This window comes from Pseudomonas sp. H3_E04 (assembly GCF_054668915.1).
Genome location: NZ_CP162797.1, coordinates 1,069,155 through 1,088,499, shown reverse-complemented (window position 1 = coordinate 1,088,499; position 19,345 = coordinate 1,069,155). Strand labels below are relative to the sequence as shown.

18 protein-coding genes are annotated in these 19,345 nt (G+C 60.4%); 10 read left to right on the top strand and 8 right to left on the bottom strand.

Annotated elements, in window-relative coordinates:
• Positions 1–40: 40 nt before the first annotated feature.
• The 3 genes from AB4N53_RS05035 to AB4N53_RS05025 are packed head-to-tail and all read left to right on the top strand — an operon-like array spanning position 41 to position 2,514.
• Positions 41–733, top strand: a complete 693-nt coding sequence (locus AB4N53_RS05035; RefSeq protein WP_460118705.1) for a fumarylacetoacetate hydrolase family protein — start codon at positions 41–43, stop codon at positions 731–733.
• Between the two features lie 34 nt (positions 734–767).
• Entirely contained in the window at positions 768–1,526 is a 759-nt protein-coding gene (locus tag AB4N53_RS05030; protein ID WP_056785129.1) for an SDR family oxidoreductase, read from the top strand.
• A 31-nt stretch (positions 1,527–1,557) separates the two neighbouring features.
• Entirely contained in the window at positions 1,558–2,514 is a 957-nt protein-coding gene (locus AB4N53_RS05025) for a 2-hydroxyacid dehydrogenase (RefSeq protein ID WP_460118703.1), read from the top strand.
• A 638-nt stretch (positions 2,515–3,152) separates the two neighbouring features.
• Here AB4N53_RS05025 and AB4N53_RS05020 read toward each other — a convergent pair.
• Complete coding sequence (locus AB4N53_RS05020) at positions 3,153–3,494, bottom strand: YajG family lipoprotein (RefSeq protein WP_150742604.1); 342 nt, start codon at positions 3,492–3,494, stop codon at positions 3,153–3,155.
• 87 nt (positions 3,495–3,581) lie between these two features.
• Positions 3,582–4,223 carry an ATPase gene (locus AB4N53_RS05015; protein WP_460118701.1) on the bottom strand — a complete coding sequence of 214 codons (642 nt, stop codon included), beginning with the start codon at positions 4,221–4,223 and terminating at the stop codon, positions 3,582–3,584.
• 167 nt (positions 4,224–4,390) lie between these two features.
• On the opposite strand from AB4N53_RS05015, the gene AB4N53_RS05010 reads away from it, so the two are divergent.
• The 3 genes from AB4N53_RS05010 (at position 4,391) to AB4N53_RS05000 (ending at position 6,405) form a co-directional block, all read left to right on the top strand.
• A complete protein-coding gene (locus tag AB4N53_RS05010; RefSeq protein WP_460118699.1) occupies positions 4,391–4,639 on the top strand; it encodes a hypothetical protein in 249 nt (82 codons plus the stop codon).
• A 105-nt stretch (positions 4,640–4,744) separates the two neighbouring features.
• Positions 4,745–5,902: a GGDEF domain-containing protein gene (locus tag AB4N53_RS05005; RefSeq protein ID WP_460118697.1), complete on the top strand. Its 1,158-nt coding sequence runs from the start codon at positions 4,745–4,747 to the stop codon at positions 5,900–5,902.
• Between the two features lie 8 nt (positions 5,903–5,910).
• Entirely contained in the window at positions 5,911–6,405 is a 495-nt protein-coding gene (locus AB4N53_RS05000) for a PaaI family thioesterase (RefSeq protein WP_460118695.1), read from the top strand.
• A gap of 120 nt (positions 6,406–6,525) precedes the next feature.
• On the opposite strand, the gene AB4N53_RS04995 is transcribed toward AB4N53_RS05000, so the two are convergent.
• The gene (locus AB4N53_RS04995) at positions 6,526–8,730 is read right to left on the bottom strand and encodes an OsmC domain/YcaO domain-containing protein (protein WP_460118693.1); all 2,205 of its coding nucleotides are present in this window, start codon (positions 8,728–8,730) and stop codon (positions 6,526–6,528) included.
• 219 nt (positions 8,731–8,949) lie between these two features.
• Between AB4N53_RS04995 and AB4N53_RS04990 the strand changes: the two genes are divergently transcribed.
• Positions 8,950–11,559, top strand: a complete 2,610-nt coding sequence (locus AB4N53_RS04990; RefSeq protein WP_460118691.1) for a bifunctional diguanylate cyclase/phosphodiesterase — start codon at positions 8,950–8,952, stop codon at positions 11,557–11,559.
• Between the two features lie 3 nt (positions 11,560–11,562).
• Here AB4N53_RS04990 and cydB read toward each other — a convergent pair whose 3' ends face one another.
• From cydB to ppk2, 5 genes are all read right to left on the bottom strand, one after another.
• Complete coding sequence (cydB, locus tag AB4N53_RS04985) at positions 11,563–12,564, bottom strand: cytochrome d ubiquinol oxidase subunit II (RefSeq protein ID WP_460118689.1); 1,002 nt, start codon at positions 12,562–12,564, stop codon at positions 11,563–11,565.
• Between the two features lie 12 nt (positions 12,565–12,576).
• Positions 12,577–13,950, bottom strand: a complete 1,374-nt coding sequence (locus tag AB4N53_RS04980) for a cytochrome ubiquinol oxidase subunit I (RefSeq protein ID WP_460118687.1) — start codon at positions 13,948–13,950, stop codon at positions 12,577–12,579.
• Between the two features lie 3 nt (positions 13,951–13,953).
• Positions 13,954–14,343 carry a VOC family protein gene (locus AB4N53_RS04975; RefSeq protein ID WP_460118685.1) on the bottom strand — a complete coding sequence of 130 codons (390 nt, stop codon included), beginning with the start codon at positions 14,341–14,343 and terminating at the stop codon, positions 13,954–13,956.
• A 23-nt stretch (positions 14,344–14,366) separates the two neighbouring features.
• The gene (locus tag AB4N53_RS04970; protein WP_073474890.1) at positions 14,367–14,582 is read right to left on the bottom strand and encodes a hypothetical protein; all 216 of its coding nucleotides are present in this window, start codon (positions 14,580–14,582) and stop codon (positions 14,367–14,369) included.
• Positions 14,583–15,182: 600 nt separating this feature from the next.
• Positions 15,183–15,998, bottom strand: coding sequence for a polyphosphate kinase 2 (gene ppk2 / locus AB4N53_RS04965; RefSeq protein WP_460118683.1), 816 nt, complete (start codon positions 15,996–15,998; stop codon positions 15,183–15,185).
• Positions 15,999–16,187: 189 nt separating this feature from the next.
• Here ppk2 and AB4N53_RS04960 point away from each other — a divergent pair, with 189 nt between their 5' ends.
• The 3 genes from AB4N53_RS04960 (at position 16,188) to AB4N53_RS04950 (ending at position 19,318) form a co-directional block, all read left to right on the top strand.
• Positions 16,188–18,314, top strand: coding sequence for a TonB-dependent receptor family protein (locus AB4N53_RS04960; RefSeq protein WP_460118681.1), 2,127 nt, complete (start codon positions 16,188–16,190; stop codon positions 18,312–18,314).
• A gap of 85 nt (positions 18,315–18,399) precedes the next feature.
• Positions 18,400–18,759 (top strand): hypothetical protein, encoded by a 360-nt coding sequence (locus AB4N53_RS04955; RefSeq protein WP_122699165.1) that lies wholly within the window; start codon positions 18,400–18,402, stop codon positions 18,757–18,759.
• 97 nt (positions 18,760–18,856) lie between these two features.
• Positions 18,857–19,318: an NUDIX hydrolase gene (locus tag AB4N53_RS04950; protein ID WP_460118679.1), complete on the top strand. Its 462-nt coding sequence runs from the start codon at positions 18,857–18,859 to the stop codon at positions 19,316–19,318.
• Positions 19,319–19,345: the final 27 nt, after the last annotated feature.

The following is a 19,345-nucleotide window of genomic DNA, read 5'->3' as shown; positions in this document are numbered from 1 at the left end:
GCCGCCGTACGCTGCCCTTTCAAACAGGATGACCCGCAGGATGAACATGACTGAATACGTCTTTACCCCGGATCTGCCCGTGACCTTGCCGGTACTCGGCACCGAGCAACGCTTCCCGGTCGGCCGGGTGTTCTGTGTCGGCCGCAACTACCCATGGCCGGACACTCAAGGCCAGTCGCGCCAGCCGCCGGTGTTTTTCATGAAACCGCCGAGCTGCGTGGTCGATGCCGTCGGCGACGTCGCCTTCCCAACAGTGTGCGAGGACTTCGTTCACGAAATCGAACTGGTCGTCGCCATCGGTGAAGGCGGCGCCAATATCCCCGAGGATCAAGCGCTCGCCTACGTGTGGGGCTACGCCGCCGGCCTCGACCTGACCCGCCGCGATGTGCAACGCGCGGCCAAGAGCAACGGCCTGCCGTGGGAAGGCGCCAAGGTGTTCGACGGCGCCGCGCCGATGACCGCCGTGGTCCCGGTGAGCCGCTGCGGCCATCCCGAAGGCGAGTTGTGGCTGAACGTCAACGGCGAAGAACGCCAGCGCGACAACCTCGACAGCCAGATCTGGTCGGTCAGCGAAGTGATCAGCCGCATCTCGCAATCCGTGGCCCTGCGCGCTGGCGACCTGATCATGACCGGCAGCCCCGCCGGCGTTGACAGTCTGCAACCCGGCGACGTGATCAACGCCGGCATCGACGGCATCGGCCACCTGGAAATGCGCGTCGGCCCACGGTCCTGATACCAGCGGATTGAGAAAAAAGGAGAACAACAATATGACGACCCCTTTGAAAGTCGCGCTGGTCACCGGCGCCGGCAGTGGCATCGGCCGCGCCGTGGCGCTGGGCCTGATGGCCGACGGTTTCACCCTTGTACTCGCCGGACGCCGGCCCGAGCCGTTGCAAGCGCTGGTCGAACTGGCGCAGAGCCAGGGTCATCAAGCGCTGGCGGTACCCACCGACGTGCGTGATCCGGCCAGTGTCGACGTGCTGTTCGCGACGATTGCCGAGGTCTACGGGCGCCTCGATGTGGTCTTCAACAACGCCGGCGTCAACGCCCCCGCCGTGCCGCTGGACGAGCTGACCTTCGAGCAGTGGCGCAACGTGATCGACACCAACCTCAACGGCGTCTTCCTGTGCGCTCGCGGCGCCTTCGGGCTGATGCGCAAACAACAGCCACAGGGCGGGCGGATCATCAACAACGGTTCGATTTCCGCACACACGCCGCGTCCGTTCAGCAGCGCCTACACCGCGAGCAAACACGCCGTGCTCGGCCTGACCAAATCCCTGGCGCTGGACGGCCGCGAATTCAACATTGCCTGCAGCCAGATCGACATCGGCAATGCCCTGACGGAAATGTCGGTGCGCATGACCAAAGGCGTACGCCAGGCCAACGGCAGCATCGCCGTCGAGCCGATGGTCGACGTCAAACACGTCGCCGATGCAGTGCGCTACATCGCCGGCCTGCCGCTGTCGGCCAACGTCCTGAACATGACCGTCATGGCCAGCGCCATGCCGTTTGCCGGCCGCGGTTGAGCCGGCCTTTTTATTGCGTAACGAGGTAGCCATGAAGCCAGAAATCCTGCAACTGAGCCCGATCCTGATCCCGGAAATCAACGCACGTCTGGACGAACTGTTCAGCGTACGCCGCTACTTCCAGCAAGCGGACAAACCCGCCTACATAAAAGAACACGGCGCCAACATCCGCGGCGTGATCACCGGTGGCCACACCGGCATCAGCCAGGCGCTGATGGCGCAACTGCCGAACCTGGAAGTGGTCGCGGTCAACGGCGTCGGCACCGACGCCGTCGATCTGGCCTACGCCCGCGATCGTGGCATCCGCGTCACCGCCACCATCGGCGCCCTCACCGAAGACGTCGCCGACCTCGCGATCGGCCTGCTCATCTCGGTCTGTCGGGGCCTGTGCACCAGCGACCGCTACGTCCGCTCCGGCCAATGGCCGCAAAGCCCGACCCCACTCGCGCCCCTGCCGCTGGCCCGGCAAGTCTCAGGCATGCGCATCGGCATCGTCGGCATGGGCCGCGTCGGCCGCGCCATCGCCACCCGCGCCGCCGCCTTCGGCTGCCCGATCAGCTACACCGACCTGCAACCAATGAGCGACGTCCCCCACACCTTCATCGCCGACCTCAAACAACTGGCCCGCGACAGCGACGCCCTGATCCTCGCCGCTGCGGCGGACAAGGGCGAAGCGATCATCGACGCGCAAGTGCTGCAAGCGCTGGGTAAAGACGGTTATCTGGTCAACGTCGCCCGGGGCAAACTGGTGAATGAGGCGGATCTGGTGGCCGCGCTTGCGGCTGGCGAGATTGCCGGGGCTGGGCTGGATGTGTTTGTCGATGAACCGAATGTGCCTGAGGCGTTGTTTGGTAATGAACAGGTGGTGCTGCAACCGCATCGGGCCAGCGCCACGCTTCAAACACGCACGCGGATGGGGGAAATGGTCGTGGCGAGTCTGGTAGATACGTTTGCGGGAAAAGTGCCGGTTGGGTGTGTGACGGGGTGAACCGGTTCCGGAGCGCTGTTCGCAATCGCGGCACATACCGCTTTCGCGAGCAGGCTCGCTCCCACAGGTTTGATTGCGTACATTCAGTGAGAACCGGGTCGGCTGTCAGGCCGCCTTCGCTGGCAAGCCAGCTTCCACAGAAAAGCAAAAGCAAAAGCAAAAGATCGCAGCCTTCGGCAGCTCCTACACACGATGAGCGTTAGCTCGAGTAAAGCTTTTGATCCTGGAGCCCGTCGGCAGGCTGAGTGGAGGGATTGATCCGGGGGTGGGAGCGCAGCGACCGTACGACGCAGTCGTACACAGCGCAAGGAGGTGCAGCGAAGCAAACCGGAGCCGCTGCGCCCGGATCGATCCCGGAGCGAAGGAACCCCGAGCCCCAGCGAGCGGGCCGAACGTCAGGGCGCAGCCTTTTGGTTACTTTTTGGCGTTTGAAAAAGTGACCCGCTGTAAGAGCGGAACCGTAATCAGTCACACCCGCAGAAACGGATATACACCCAAAACCCGAAGAGCATGGTCGGCCCAAAGGCCGCCAAGTCCACAAAAAAAACCCCACAACCGAAAACCAGTGTGGGGCCAAAAAATTGGTTGGTTGCGGCCAACCAAAGGAGCTCTATCAAAAAACCATCCAGGCGCTCAGATCAAATGCACTCCTGAGCCGCCCGCTCAAAACTCGAAGGCAACAGATTCGACGCCAGCAAATGCCGCTCATAAATGAACACCTTGCCACCCTTCCCCGCCTTGTACGCCTCCAGCACGTTGTCCGCCGCCACCTTGCTCGGCACCACAATCCGATAACTGCGCTGACTCTGCGAAACCGTCGGATTCAACGCACTGCCCTGCAACTTCGGCACCACGCAATCGGCGTACTGCGCCGGCGTCTTGCTGGTCTGCAACGTCAGAGTCGGATCGTTCGGCGCCGAAGCACAACCGCCGAGCAAAAGGGAAACAAAAGCCATGGCTGGCACGAATAAAGGACGCATCGGGGTAATCCTGAAAATAAAGGTTCGGTTCAACCGGCAACGGTTCGACTTCACGGGATCGCCGCTGCCATTCAATTTTTTGGAGAATCAGCTCGACGCCACCAGGGCCTTGAGCGACACATCGAATTGCTTCAGCGCATTGAGTTGCAGATCACGCTGCTGATTGATCTGTGCCGCGATCTGCGGCGCCGCCCGGTCATGCACCCAGACCGAAGGCAGCTCCTGCTCGATTGCCCCCTCGGCCTTGCCGATGTATTGCAGGTCGGCGTCGTAGAACCGTGCAGAGAAGCGCGCCTCGACCAGACTGTTGCGTTGGGTCAGCAAGCGATTGAAGGTATCGAGCTTGACCACCACATCCGGATGGGCCTGAAGCAGCTCATCCAGATTGTCGTAAACGGTCACCGAGACGAACTGTTGCTGCAGCGAACTCACCAGCCAGTCGAGCGCCAGTTCCGGGTCGGAGCTCCCAACAAAGGCGTCGCGAATTCGCGAATCCAGCGCATCTTTCGCGCCATTGAGCGCCATGTCGTGGTAGCGCTCCAGATATTGCAGGTTCTGCAGTGTGTTTTCGCTCAACAACACCCCAACGGTCTGCGTATGCTGCAACGCCGAGGCACTGGCGGCGATGGGTTGCAGGTGACACGACCGGGCGTCGTCTGCGTAAGCCGGTGCGGTAACCACCCCGCCCATCAGCAGGGCGATCATTGCCAGTCGAGTCAGAATGTTCATCGCGCAATTTCCTTGAGCTGCGTCTTCGATGGAGGCGATTTTCCGCCGATCGCTGACAAAGCAGAACTTGCGTTTCTTGATGGTCACTATTACTTCCAGCAATAGTTGCGTGTCGCGCAGACTGATGCACACTGGATGCATCCAAGAAAAATGATGAGGGTCTCGCCTTGAGAACGTTCGATCTGATCCGTGACGCCGTGCTGCCCGATTTCCGCGAGCGCGTGGCCGAATATCTGGTGCAGTACGAAAGCATCCTGCTGGACAAAAACACCCGCGATGCGCAACTGATCCGCGACACTGCCCAGCAACTGCGCGGTTACCTGCGCGGGCTCAACACCACACGAGTGCTGGGCATGGCCTATTGGGAAGAGCTCGATCGCCGCGTGGTAGACACGTGGCTAAGCCCGAAAGAGTGACCGCCGGAGCGCCAGTGGTCTGCCCGGCGACGCGCCCCCTGCGAAAAACCTGACCAAACGCTTACAATCGCAGGCCTATTGCCATACATACAGGCTTGCCCGGAAATGCCGCTCGACCCGCCAACGATGCTGACCATCACGATCGCCCTCGCAGCCGCTGCCGCGCTGTATCTGGCGGTCGAATGGCGCAGCATCCGTGAGCCTTCGCTACTGTTCTGGAGCGCCGGTTTCGCCACCATCACCATCGGTTCCACCCTCGCTCTGCTGCGCAGCAGCGGTTTTCTGCTGCTGGGCATCTGGTTCGCCAACGGCCTGCTGGTGACCGCACATTTCTTTTTCCTGCTCGGCGTGGCGCGTTTCACCCAGACCCGACTGTCGCCGGCGTGGTATCTGATTTTCGCGACGTGGCTGATCATGTTGACGTTGCCGGACGGACCGCTGTGGTCCAAGGCCATGCTGGTGGCCAACTCGCTGCTGGTAGCCATCCCCACGCTGAAGGCCAGTTCGCTGCTGCGTCCGCACGGCAAGTCATTGAGCGTCGGCGCGGTGCAACTGCGCTATGTGCTGCTCGGCCACGGCATCTTTTATGTGGCCAAGGCTCTGACCGTAGTGATCCCCGGCACGCTGATCGATCTGGCGGCGTTTCGCGGCGAGATCATTCAGATCTCGCTGGTCGAAGGCGCCATGGCGATCATGTTGATTGCGCTGTCGATGACCGGCACCGAGCGTTATCGCCGGGAAAAGCAGATCGCCCGCCTCGCCGAGCGCGATCCGCTCACCGCCCTCTACAACCGCCGCGCCCTGGAAAAACGCACGCCACGCCTGTTGGCCGGGGTATCGGCGCAAAGACCGGGTGCGCTGCTGTTGATCGATATCGACAACTTCAAACTGGTCAACGACCAGTACGGGCATATCGCCGGCGACCGCTTGCTGATTGCCTTGAGCGAGATGATCCGCGCCCAGCTGCCGGCGAATGCGCTGACCGCGCGCCTGGGTGGCGATGAGTTTTTGATGTTGCTCAACAACGCCTCGCCCGAAGCTATCCTTGAACTGGGCAATGCCTTGCGCGAACAGTTTCTGGCCCTGGCGTCGCACACCTATCCCACGTCCGCTGCGGTGACCTTGAGTATCGGCGGCGCCCTGTTCGACAAACCACCAGCCAGTCTGGATGCGCTGATCGAACTTGGCGACGCCGCGCTCTACGAGTCCAAACGCGGCGGCCGCAACCGCTTGCGCCTGTCCGGCCTCGCCACTCCAGGATGACCCACAGCATGTCCAGCCACGACACCCCGCTGCAAGACCTCGCCGCCCCCGAAGGCGTTTGCTACGGCTGCGGCGGCCGCAACCCGCACGGCCTGCACGTCAAAAGTCGCTGGGACGAAGACGGCAGCCATGTGATCGCCGAACACGTGCCCGAAGCCCAATACTGCGGCTGGCCGGATCTGGTCTACGGCGGGCTGATCGCCATGCTGGTCGACTGTCACTCCAACTGGACCGCCATGGCCTGGCACTACCGCGCAGAAAACCGCGAAGCCGGCAGCCTGCCGCGCATCGACTGCGTCACCGGTAACCTTGGGATCAAGTTCATCAAACCGACACCGATGGGCGTACCACTGCTCTTGCGCGCGCGGGTCGAAGGTGAGGTCGGGCGCAAGACCCGAGTGATTTGCGAGGTGTATGCAGGGGAAGTGCTGACGGCGGCGGGCGATTCGGTGTTTGTGCGTGTGGATACGGGGCAGTTGGCCAATGCGGCGCATGGCCGCTGAGCTTGGCTCGCTCTGTAGGAGCTGCCGAAGGCTGCGATCTTTTGATCTTGCTTTGGTCAAAAAAAATCAAAGTCAAAAGATCGCAGCCTTCGGCAGCTCCTACATTTGGATCGCCTGCTCTCAACGCGACAAGGTTGTCGCATTCGCCCGCGCCGCATGCAGCTTCTTATAGCTCTCAATCAAGCGCAAATGCCGATCCAGCTCTTCCAGCTTCATGCTCGTCGGCGTCAAACCGTAAAAGCGCACACTGCCATTGACCGAACCAATCGCCGCATCCATGCGTTCGTCGCCAAACATCCGACGGAAGTTGGCCTCGTAGTCTTCCAGCTCGAGATCCTCGTCCAGCTCCATTTCCAGCACCACATTCACAGCCTGATAAAACAAGCCGCGCTCAACGGTGTTGTCGTTGTATTGCAGGAACGCTTCGACCAGATCCTTCGCCTCGTCAAACTTCTGCAGCGCGAGGTAGATCAGCAGGCGCAGTTCGAGAATCGTCAATTTGCCCCACGGAGTGTTGTCGTCGAACTCGATGCCGATCAGCGTGGTGATATCGGTGTAGTCATCCTGCTCGCTGCGTTCCAGGCCCTGGACCAGATTGCGCAGGCCCACCTTGCTGAGGTTGTGCAGGTTGAGAATGTCGGCGCGAAATTGCAGGGCTTTGTTCGTGTTGTCCCAGATCAGGTCTTCGATCGGGTAGATCTCCGAGTAATCTGGCACCAGGATGCGGCAGGCCTTGGCGCCGATGTGCTCGTAGACGGCCATGTAGACTTCCTTGCCCATGTCTTCGAGGATGCCGAACAGGGTTGCTGCTTCTTCGGCATTGGAGTTTTCGCCTTGGCCGGAGAAGTCCCACTCGACGAATTCGAAGTCTGGTTTGGCGCTGAAGAAGCGCCACGACACCACGCCGCTGGAATCGATGAAGTGCTCGACGAAGTTGTTCGGCTCGGTGACTGCCTGCCCGGAAAAGGTCGGCTGCGGCAAGTCGTTTAGGCCTTCGAAGCTGCGGCCCTGCAAGAGTTCGGTCAGGCTGCGTTCCAGCGCGACTTCCAGGCTCGGGTGCGCGCCGAACGAGGCGAAGACGCCGCCGGTGCGCGGGTTCATCAGGGTCACGCACATCACCGGGAATTCACCGCCCAACGAGGCATCCTTGACCAATACCGGGAAGCCCTGCTCTTCCAGGCCTTTGATGCCGGCGAGGATGCTCGGGTATTTCTCCAGCACTTCTTGCGGTACGTCCGGCAGGGCCATTTCGCCTTCGAGAATCTCGCGTTTGACCGCGCGTTCGAAAATCTCCGACAGGCACTGCACCTGCGCTTCGGCCAAGGTGTTGCCGGCACTCATGCCGTTGCTCAGGTAGAGGTTTTCGATCAGGTTCGACGGGAAGTACACCACTTCGCCGTCCGACTGGCGCACGAACGGCAGCGAGCAGATGCCGCGCTGGGTGTTGCCGGAGTTGGTGTCGTACAGGTGCGAGCCACGCAGTTCGCCGTCGCGATTGTAAATGCCGAGGGTGTAGTCGTCGAGAATCTCGCTCGGCAATTCGTCCTTCGGCCCCGGCTTGAACCATTTCTCATCCGGGTAATGGACGAATTCGGCATTGGCGATGTCTTCGCCCCAGAACTGGTCGTTATAGAAGAAGTTGCAATTGAGGCGCTCGATGAACTCGCCCAGCGCCGAAGCCAGTGCGCCTTCCTTGGTCGCGCCCTTGCCGTTGGTGAAGCACATCGGCGAATGCGCATCGCGAATGTGCAGCGACCAGACGTTCGGCACGATGTTGCGCCACGAGGCGATTTCGATCTTCATGCCGAGGTCGGCGAGGATCTTCGACATGTTGGCGATGGTCTGTTCCAGCGGCAGGTCCTTGCCGGCAATGTAGGTGCCCGCCTGGGAATCGGACTGCGGCATCAACAAGGCCTGGGCATCGGCGTCGAGGTTGTCGACTTCTTCGATAATGAACTCGGGGCCGGTCTGCACCACCTTCTTTACCGTGCAGCGGTCGATGGAACGCAGGATGCCCTGGCGATCCTTGTCGGAGATATCGGCGGGCAACTCGACCTGAATCTTGAAGATCTGGTTGTAGCGGTTTTCCGGGTCGACGATGTTGTTCTGCGACAGGCGAATGTTTTCCGTCGGGATGTTGCGGGTGTCGCAGTACAGCTTGACGAAGTAAGCCGCGCACAAGGCCGACGACGCCAGGAAGTAGTCGAACGGCCCCGGTGCCGAGCCGTCGCCTTTGTAGCGGATGGGCTGATCGGCGATCACCGTGAAGTCGTCGAACTTGGCTTCAAGTCGAAGGTTGTCGAGAAAGTTGACCTTGATTTCCATGCGGGATTACCAGAATACGGCTAAACGAATGGCGGCCATTATCCGGTTTTTGTGCGGGAAGTCTCGCCCTTTCGGGATTCGCCGCCGGCCGGCGGTGCTGGAAATTCCAACGGATTCGCTACACTTTGAAAAAATCCAGGCGATACCAATAACACAATCTGAACATTGTGCGTTCGCCATTGTTCTAGATTCACAAGACACCGGATCAAGGACGAGCACATGGTCGTTACTCTCCCTGCGCAGCCAATCCCAACACCGCAACGCGCCGTGACCCGGCGCCTGGCCATCGCCGTTGGCGCTTTGTTCGTCGCTGGCGTTATCGCCGCGATCAGCACATTACTTGGCATCGCCAATACCCTTGACGCGAAAGACCTGGAACAGAACCAGTTCTATTCCGTGCGCGCCGTGGAAAACCGCATCACCGCGTCGAAAAACTACATCACCAGTTATGCCTACTGGACCCGCGCTTACGAGGCCTTGAGCGGGCCGATCGACATCAACTGGGCCTACACCGAACAGAACATGGGCAAGACGCTGTTCACCAGCGATGGCTACGACGGTGTGTTCGTCCTTGATCGCAATCGCACCAAGTACGCGGTGATTCGCGGGCAGATGGTTGAAACCGACGTGGCCACGGTGCTGCAAGCGCCCGCCCCGGCGCTGGTCGAGCAGGTGCTGAGCCAGCCTGATCTGACCAAGCCGATCAGCAGTTATTCACTGTTCGAAGGCTGGCCGGCGCTGATCACCGCTGCCGCGATCATTCCCAACGACGAGCGCCCGCTGGATGAACTGAAAAACACCTCGGTGCTGGTGTTCGTCGACAAGCTGACTCCGACCAAACTGCGCAAGATCGGCAGCGGTTATGGTCTGACGAACCTGACCCTGGTCCCGGATGACACCATTGAGAAGGGTCAACCAAGCGTGCCGCTCGACAGCACCGGCTACAGCCTGGTTGCCGACTTGCAACGACCTGGCCAGCAATTGTTGTGGACGCTGGTGCCGCCGCTCGGCGCGACCTTTCTGGTGCTGATGCTGCTGACCGCCTATTTCTTCCGTCACGCCTTGCGATCGTCCCAATACGTCGACAACAGCATCCATGCCATGCAGGCGTCGAATCAGGCCCTTGAAGCCGCCAATCATGCGCTCGAAGCCAGTGAAGAACGCTTTCGCGCCGTGGCCGAAGCGGCGTCGGACTGGATCTGGGAAGTCGATGGTCACTTGGCGCTGACCTATCTGTCGGCGCGCTTCAGCGAGGTCACCGGCTACCCGCAAGCCCTGTGGCTGGGCCAGGACATCGGCGAATTATTGACCTGCGACACCACACCTCTGGAGCTGTGGCTGCGCAAACTCAGCGAAGAAAACAGCGCCGGCGATTTGCGTTGCACCTATCGCGATCACTCCGGCCAGCCGCGCCATTGCCGGCTCTCGGCACGGCCGATTTTCGACAAGGACGATGTCGTCGGTTATCGCGGCACCGCCAGCGACATCACCGACGAAGTCGCTGCCCACGCGCAGATTCAGCACCTGTCGATGCACGACGCCCTGACCGGTCTGCCCAACCGCAACAAACTGGCGCGCTATCTGGATGAAGTGCTGCTCTTGAAGGAACACGCACCGCCTCTGTCGCTGCTGATGATCGATCTGGACAATTTCAAACCGATCAATGATTCCCTCGGTCATCCGGCCGGCGACGCGGTGCTGCAGGAAGTCGCCACGCGTCTGCGTGAATGCACCCGCGAGCACGACCTAGTTGCCCGCCTCGGCGGTGATGAATTCGTCGTGGTGCTCAACGGCATGGACAGCCATAACGAGATCGACAAATTCTGCACACGGCTGATCGGCAGCCTGCATCAACCGATCAATTATGAACAACATCCGCTGCACATCGGCGCCAGTGTCGGCATCGCACTGAGTCGTCGACACGGCTTCGTCGTCAGCGATCTGATCCGCTACGCCGATATCGCCCTGTATCAGGCCAAGTCCGAAGGCAAGAACACCTGGTGCTATTTCGAAGCACACATGAGCGATCAGATCCAGACGCGCCGGCAAATGGAAGATGACCTGCGCCATGCGCTCAAGCACAACGAGTTCGTGTTGCACTATCAGCCGCGCTACAAGGTCGACGGAAAGCACATCGTTTCAGTCGAAGCGCTGGTGCGCTGGCAGCATCCGACACAAGGCTTGCTCGGGCCGGACGTGTTCATTCCGCTGGCCGAGCAGACCGACCTGATCGTGCCGCTGGGACGCTGGGTGCTGCGCGAAGCCTGCGAAACTGCGCTGGAATGGCCGTCTGACATTCTGCTGTCGGTGAACCTCTCGCCAGCGCAGTTTGCCCTCAGCGATGTGGTCGAGGATGTTCGCGAAGTGCTGGTGCAAACGCGTTTCCCGGCCAGCCGCCTGGAGCTGGAAATCACCGAGAACGTGATGCTGAACGACACCGATGGCGCGCTGACGACCATGAATCAGCTCAAAGAACTCGGCGTGCGCCTGAACATGGACGACTTCGGCACCGGCTATTCGTCGCTCGGTTATCTGCGCGCCTATCCGTTCGACGGGATCAAGATCGACAAACGCTTTATCGCCTCGATCAGCAGCGGCACCAATGATCGTGCCGTGGTGCAGGCGATCATTGGCCTGGGCAAAGCCATGGGTTTGACGGTGACTGCCGAAGGCGTCGAGACCGAGGAGCAACTGGCGATTCTCGGCAAGGATCAATGCAACGAGGTGCAGGGCTACTTCATGAGCCGGCCAATCGACAAGGCGGCTTTTGCTGACTTGTTGCGAGCTTCGCGACTGTCGCTGGTGAGCAAAAGAGGTCGGGTGACGTGACCCTCAGCCATCGCTGGCAACGCGCACCTTGCCGCTGAACACGCGGAAACCGAAAGTGTTGTAGGCCAGCGTGATGGGGATCAGCACGGCGAATCCGATAAGCATGAAGATCTGGCTGTTCGGGCTTGAGGCGGCTTCGCCCAAGGTCAGATCCGGCGGAATGATGAAGGGAAATAGCGCGACCAGCATCACCGCGAAAGCCAGGACGAAGACGCCCAATGCGGCGAACAGCGGGATGAAGTCGAAGCGGCTGTGAAAACCTTTGCTGAACACCCATCCTAGAGCGCTGACGATCAGCCCTGCCGGCAACCACAGCCGAATATCGGCGAGCCGCCGGGCATATTGCGGCTGCAACGTCGCCGTCCATGCGATCAGCACCAGCAAGAGTGCCGCGACGACCAGCGCCAGCACGCGGGCCTGGCGGGCCGAGTGCCGCTGCAGTTCATCCAGGGTGCGCCAATACAACCAGCAGGTCCCCAGCCACACGTAACCGAGCACCAGCACCAGACCACAAAACACGGGGAACGGATTCAGCCAGTCGCGGCCATCGCCAATGTACTGACCGTCCTGATGCGCAACACCCTGCACCAAAGTCCCCAGTACCACGCCCTGAACAAAACCCGTCAGCAGCGAAGCCAGCGCCAACACGCCATCGACGACTCTTTTGCGCTGTTCGTTCGCTGCGTAGTCACGAAACTCCAACGCCATGGCCCGCGCGATCAGGGCCAGAAACATCACGATAAACGGCACGTACAACGCCGGCAGCAGAATCGCGTAGGCCAGCGGAAACAACGCCAGCAGCCCTCCGCCGCCGAGTACCAGCCAGGTTTCGTTGGCGTCCCACACCGGCAGAATCGTCACCGCCATCGCCCGCCGCTGCTCGCTGCAACGCGTCAGACCCATCAGCATGCCGACGCCCAGATCAGTGCCGTCAAGCAGCACGTAGTTCATCACCGAGAACGCCAGCGCCGCCGCGCACAAAAGGGTCAGCCAATCCGTGTCCATGTCTGCGACTCCTCAGTGCCCGGTTTCGTCGCCAAGGGTGGGCTGCGGCCCCGGTTGATCCTGCTGCGGCGGCTCGCGCAACAAGCGCAGCAATACCCACAGGCCGATGCCGAAGATCAGCAGATAAAACAGCAGAATCAGCCACGTCGACCCGACGACTTGAGCCCTCGACACCGACGAAAGACTGTCCGCCGTGCGCATCAGCCCATAGACCGTAAACGGCTGACGACCTACTTCGGTGACGACCCAGCCGCTGAGCATCGCCAGAAACCCGGCCGGTGCCAGCAGCACGCAGGCGCCCAGCCAGCGACGCGCCGTGTACAGGCGATTACGCCGGCGCAGGATCAGGCTGACCACGCCCTGCCCGAGCATCAACAGCCCCAGCCCGACCATCAGCCGGAAGGCGAAAAACACCGGTGTGACGGGCGGGATGTCCTCAGCCGGAAATTCATCAAGCGCGGCGATGGTGCTGGTCAGGTCGTGCTGCAGGTAGAGGGAGCCGATGCGTGGAATGGCCACCTCCAAGTGGTTGCGGCGTTCTTGCATATCCGGCCATGCGAACAGCCGCAGTGGCTCCCCTGCCCCTTGAGCCGGGCGCGTCCATGAGCCTTCGATCGCCGCCACTTTCTGCGGCTGGGCGTGCAAACTGTGCCGGCCATGCAGGTCCCCGACAACGATCTGCACCGGCATCAGCAGCGCAATCACCCACAGCGCCATGGAGAATTGCAGGCGAGCACGCGGATTTGCCGAGGCCTTGCGCAATTGCCAGGCGCTGATGCCGGCAATCAGCGTCGCACTGCCGATAAACACGGCAAGCAGCATGTGCGCCAGGCGATAGGGAAACGAAGGGTTGAAGATGATTGCCCACCAATCCTCGGCGAGGAAACGCCCATCCGCGCCAATCGAATAGCCGGCGGGGGTTTGCATCCACGAATTGGCGGAAAGAATCCAGAAAGCGCTTATAACCGAACCGACGGCCACCGCGCAGGTGGCAAAAAAATGCAGACGCGGGCCGACCTTCTTCAGGCCGAACAACATGATGCCAAGGAATCCCGCTTCGATGAAAAACGCCGCCATCACTTCATAGAACATCAGCGGACCAAGGACATCACCGGCCTGCACCGACAGCCGCGACCAATTGAGGCCGAACTGATATTCCAGAATCAATCCCGACGCCGTGCCCACTGCAACGTTGAGGGCGAATACCTTGAGCCAGTAACGATAAACATCCAGATAAACCTGGCGCCCGGTTTTCAACCACATCGCTTCCAGCACCATGAGGAAATTCGCCAGACCAATGCTGAACGCCGCCAGCACGATATGGAAACTGATCGTGATCGCAAACTGGGCACGGGCCGCCATCAGGGCCGAATCGACAGCCTCCATCCATCAACCGCTGTAGAACACAGCAAGCTTGTTGCCTTCGGGATCGCGCAGATAGGCCACGTAAAAGTCCGGCGTGTAGGCCTCGCGCGTGCCGGGCGCGCCCTCATCGCTGCCGCCATGGTCGAGCCCGGTCTTATACACCTGATCAACCTTATGCCGCGAGTCGGCGCGAAACGCCGGCATCATGCCGTTGCCCGGAGTTGCCGGCTCGCCATTGAACGGTTGTGATATGTGCACGCTGCCGGGGCCGTTGGACTTGTCGGCGCAATCGGGCAGGTAGAAACAGTAGTGTTCTTCGCGATCATGCCGGTAGCCGAGCGGCGTCAGGATCGCCTTGTAAAAAGCCGCCGAACGCTCAACATCGTTGGCGCCGATAAACAGATAACTGAGCATGGGACGTCCTCCGATGGCAGCTGTCAGCGCTGTGGCTGTTCCTCGTTCAGGGTAAAAACGTTACCGGCGTCGCGTACCAGTTGGCGCCATTCGGCACTGGTGATCAGGCCTTGCTCCTCCATCTGATCCGCAGCCTTGAGCAACTCGTCATATTGCTGTTCCGGATCCAGATCGCCCTCGGCCTGCTCCGCCATCTTGCGCCATGCCGCCAGTGATGCCTTTTTTTGCTGATCGAACATACGGGAATCTCCTGAGGGACTTACCCGGTAGAAAAATCAGTGCGAGAGAGGTTCAGGGCAGACGACGGATGGACGGTTGATGCGCAAAACCCTGTCGGAGTGAGCCTGCTCGCGATAGCGGTATATCTGTCAAATTAAATTTGAATGTTCCTCCGTCATCGCGAGCAGGCTCACTCCCACAGAAAAGCAAAATCAAAAGATCGCAGCCTTCGGCAGCTCCTACACAATGAGCGTTAGCTCGAGTGCTTTTGATCTTGCTTTTGATCCACCGGCGACGTCGGAAGGCTGAGTGGAGGGATTGATCCGGGCGTGGGAGCGCAGCGACCGTCTGGCGCAGCCAGACACAGCGGAAGGAGGTGCAGCGAAGCAAACCGTAGCCGCTGCGCCAGGATCGATCCCGGAGCGAAGGAACCCCGAGCCCGCGAGGGGCCGAACGTAGGAGCAAGCCTTTTGGGTTACCTTTTCGGCGTTTGGAAAAGGTGACTCGCCGTAAGGGCGAAACCGCCAGCCGCAACACCCGAAAAAACGGATATACACCCAAAACCCCAAGAGCCTGGTCGGCCCAAAGGCCGCCACGCCCCAACAAAAAAACCGCAAATGTCAGAACCGCTCCGCCACCCGCTTGTAGGGATAATCCGGCTCCCGATACTTGCCCGGCTTCTGCCGTTTCGGCAACTCGACCTTGTCGCGCTTCACCTCTTCATAGGGAATGCGACTGAGCAGATCAGTGATGATGTTCAGCCGTGCACGACGTTTGTCATTGGAATCGGCAACCCTCCACGGCGCCCAATCGGTGTCGGTATGCTTGAACATCTCGTCCCGCGCCCGTGAGTAGTCATACCAGCGGCTGTAGGATTTCAGATCCATGGGTGTCAATTTCCAGATCTTGCGCCCATCATTGATTCGCGCTTCGAGCCGGCGGGTCTGTTCCTCCGGACTGACCTCAAGCCAGTACTTGAGCAGGATCACCCCCGAATCGACGATAGCGTTTTCTACCCACGGGATCGACTTGAGAAACTTGTCGGCCTGTTCTTCCGTGCAAAAGCCCATGACCCGTTCGACACCGGCGCGGTTGTACCAACTGCGGTCGAAAATCACCACCTCGCCGCCCGCCGGCAGATGCGGCAGATAGCGCTGTACATGCATCTGACTTTTTTCTCGATCGGTTGGCGCCGGTAATGCCATCACCCGGAACACCCGTGGGCTGACGCGTTCGGTGATCGCCTTGATCACCCCGCCCTTGCCCGCACCGTCGCGCCCTTCGAAAACAATACACACCTTGACACCTTTGGCGATGACCCACTCCTGCAGCTTGACCAGTTCAATGTGCAGCTTGCGCAGCTGTTCGAGATAGTCCTTGTTTTTCAAGCGTGGACGTTCGATTGCCTTTGCAGGTTTCTTCTTGTCTTTCGCCATGAACCTGTCCTCGCGCTTCAACAGCCCGCTGAAATTGTTTATTGACCCGATGGCCCTGATCCGTGAGGTTAGTTGACGCCGGGTTGTTTGCCATCACCGGGCAAAAAAGCCCTGTCGCCATGTGTTTCCTGGGTTTGTTCCGACGTCGCACTGTTCATTGCCCGATCCCCTGTTTGCTGGAGTTTCTCGATGCCGTCGCCCAAATCATTGCCCACTGCCCTGCTCGGTCTGGCCCTGGCCTGCCCAGTGATGGCCGAGACCCAAGGTCTGGAGCTGGGGCAGGTATTGATTTCGGCGGATCAGCGCAGTGGCACCGATGCCTCGGTCGAAGAAGCCAGGGAACGCCTCGAACAGGTAGCCGGCGCCACCAACGTGGTCGATATGCGCCAGCCGTTGCAGGGCCGCGTTGCCAGCAATCAGGATGTGCTGGCCTATCAGCCGGGGGTCTATGCCCAGTCGGCGGGCAACGAAGGTGTGAAGATTTCCATCCGTGGTTCAGGCATCAACCGCGCACCCGGCGCCCACGCCTCGGGGCTCTACACGATGCTGGATGGCTTGCCCCTCACCGGCCCCGGCGGCACGCCGTATGAATTGCTCGAGCCGCTGTGGGTCGACCATGTCGAAGTGCTGCGCGGCGCCAACGGCTTCGATCGCGGCTCGCTGGCACTGGGCGGCGCTATCGATTACGTCAGCCACACCGGTTACACCGCGCCAAAGCTGCAAGTGCGCTACGCCACCGGCAGCCATGGCTATCAGCAGCGCCAGGTCAGCTCCGGGCAAGTGCTGGGAGATTTCGATTACTACGTGTCCCTGACCGATGCCAACGCCGACGGCTATCAGGACCACACCGTCAGCGAGAGCAAAGGCCTGATCGCCAACTTCGGCTATCGCTTCAACCCGAATCTGGAAACCCGCTTCTACTTCCGCTATCGCGAAACCGACAACGACCTCGCCGGTCGCGTGACCAAGCATTCCATCGAACACAGCCCACGGGCAGCCAACCCGGCGTATGTGGCCCGCGATGACAGCCGCAAGCAACCCGGCAGTACCTTCATCGGCAACAAGACCACGTTCTATCTCGATGACGATTCGAGCATCCAGACCGGCCTCGCCTACCACGACTACCCGATGGATCTGCGCGAAGGCCCCAACCGGCTGAAGGTGGCATACACCGACGTCAGCGGCACCTTCGACTACAAGCGCCGCGACACTTTGTTCGGCATGGAAAGCCGCAGCAATGTCGGCCTGCGCGTGACCAAGCACCTGCCCAACGATGGCGCCAGCGAGTTCGTGCGAATCCCGAGTGGCAACACCGCCAGCTATGCCCCCGGCACGCGAATGCGTAATTTCACTTATCAGGGTTCGGATACCGTGCTGCATTTCGGTAACGATCTGGAAATTGCCGACGACCTGTGGCTGACCACCGGCCTCGCCGCCATCTACACCCGCCGCGAAAGCGCCGTGACCTATCCGCAGGGTGGCGGCAAAACAAGTCTCAGCGACTGGGACTATGCACCGCGCATCGGCCTGCGCTACCAGATCACCCCGGACGTACAAGTGTTCGGCAACCTCAGCCGCTCCGTCGAAGCACCGCACCCGTGGTCGCTGATCTACAGCTCCAACGTGCGCTTCCCTGCCGGCAGCGGCGCCGCCACCGGCACCCAGCGCGACCCGATCGAACTGCAAAACCAGACCGCGACCACCCTGGAACTCGGCGGCCGTGGCGACAGCGCCTTCGGCGAATGGAGCCTGGCCTGGTACTACGCGCAAGTTCGTCACGAATTGCTCTCGGTACTGCCGGACGCCAACGCCGTCACGCCCTACGAACTCAACGCCAGCCCGACAGTGCACCAAGGCATCGAGGCCAGCCTCAACACCAAACTCTGGACCGCCGCCGACGGCCGCCAGTTGAGCTTGCGCCAGGCCTACACCTTCAGCGACTTCCACTACCGCAACGACGAACGCTTCGGCGACAACCGCCTGCCGGGCCTGCCAATGCATTATTACCAGGGCGAACTGCGTTACGACTGGCCGCAGGGTTTCTTCGCCGCCGTGAACACGCAACTGGTGTCCAAAGTTGCCGCGGACTACGCCAACAGCTACTACGCCGACCCGTACGCCCTGTTCGGCGCCACCCTCGGCTACAACGCCCCGAAGGGCGACTGGCAAGGCTGGGTCGACATGCGCAACCTGACCGGCAAACGCTATGCGGCAACGGTCACGCCGGGGTATGACGACAAAGGGCTGGATGCCGCACGGTCGACGCCGGGTGAAGGGATGGGGGTTTATGTCGGGGTTTCGTGGAGTTTGTTGTGAGGCCTGTTGGCTGTAGACGGACAACTCCAGCCAATCTGCACTACGCTGGCTAGCGATATGAGACAGCTTGCGGAAGGTTCGCTCAATGACAGTCTGCTGCCCTGATTGTGGGTTCACCACCGATAACCTTCCGCCCACGCATAAATGCCCTGAGTGCGGAGAGTTTTCCCACGATTGGTTGATTTACGACTGGGAAGAATTTGTTGCGATCAAACGTCGGCACATCAAGTACAACGTCGCGATTCTTGGGGCATTGCTGATCAATGTGCTTCTGGCCCTCGCGCTTCAGTCCAGCAATGCTTTCCAGTGGTTTTTGACGCTATTGGCGATACCGGCGATCATCAGCTGGCTTCGTTGTCGCAGACAATTGCGGGCGAGGTCAGCATATAAAGGCCATGAATCTGGCGTTGTTTTTCCATGGTTCAGCGGGTTGGGTGGTCTTTAATGGCTGTGCAATAAGGAGCTTTTGCCAGCCCGACGTCCTCTTGCAATACGAATCCGAAACGCAACAAGCAGTGGCAAGCCCTTCAAGGAAGATGTAGATGCGCGAACGCAAAGCAGCACGATTACTGGTCATAAGTCCCTCGCAAGAAGTTCTGCTTTTCAGATTCATCCATGAGAACGGCGCCTTGGCCGGCAGAAATTACTGGGCAACCCCAGGCGGCGGCCTTGAGGCCGGTGAGACATTCCATGACGCTGCAATACGTGAGTTGCGTGAGGAAACCGGTATTGAGGTCCTCACGGTTGACGGACCTGTAGCTCACCGTGATTTTTCCATGCTATTACCCAACGGCGAAACTGTACTCGCGGTCGAACAATATTTCGTCGTGCATACGCCAAGCGAGCGGCTATCCAGAGCTGGCTGGACTCAGGAAGAAACCGAGGTCATGGCCGATCATCGTTGGTGGTCCGCTGAATCGCTACGAGGCATCGACGATCAGATATGGCCCGAGAAGCTGGATGAAATGCTGGTGAATGCAGGCATCTTCGAGTCGGTCAGGTAATCATCGCTCTCCACTGAAAATAACGGA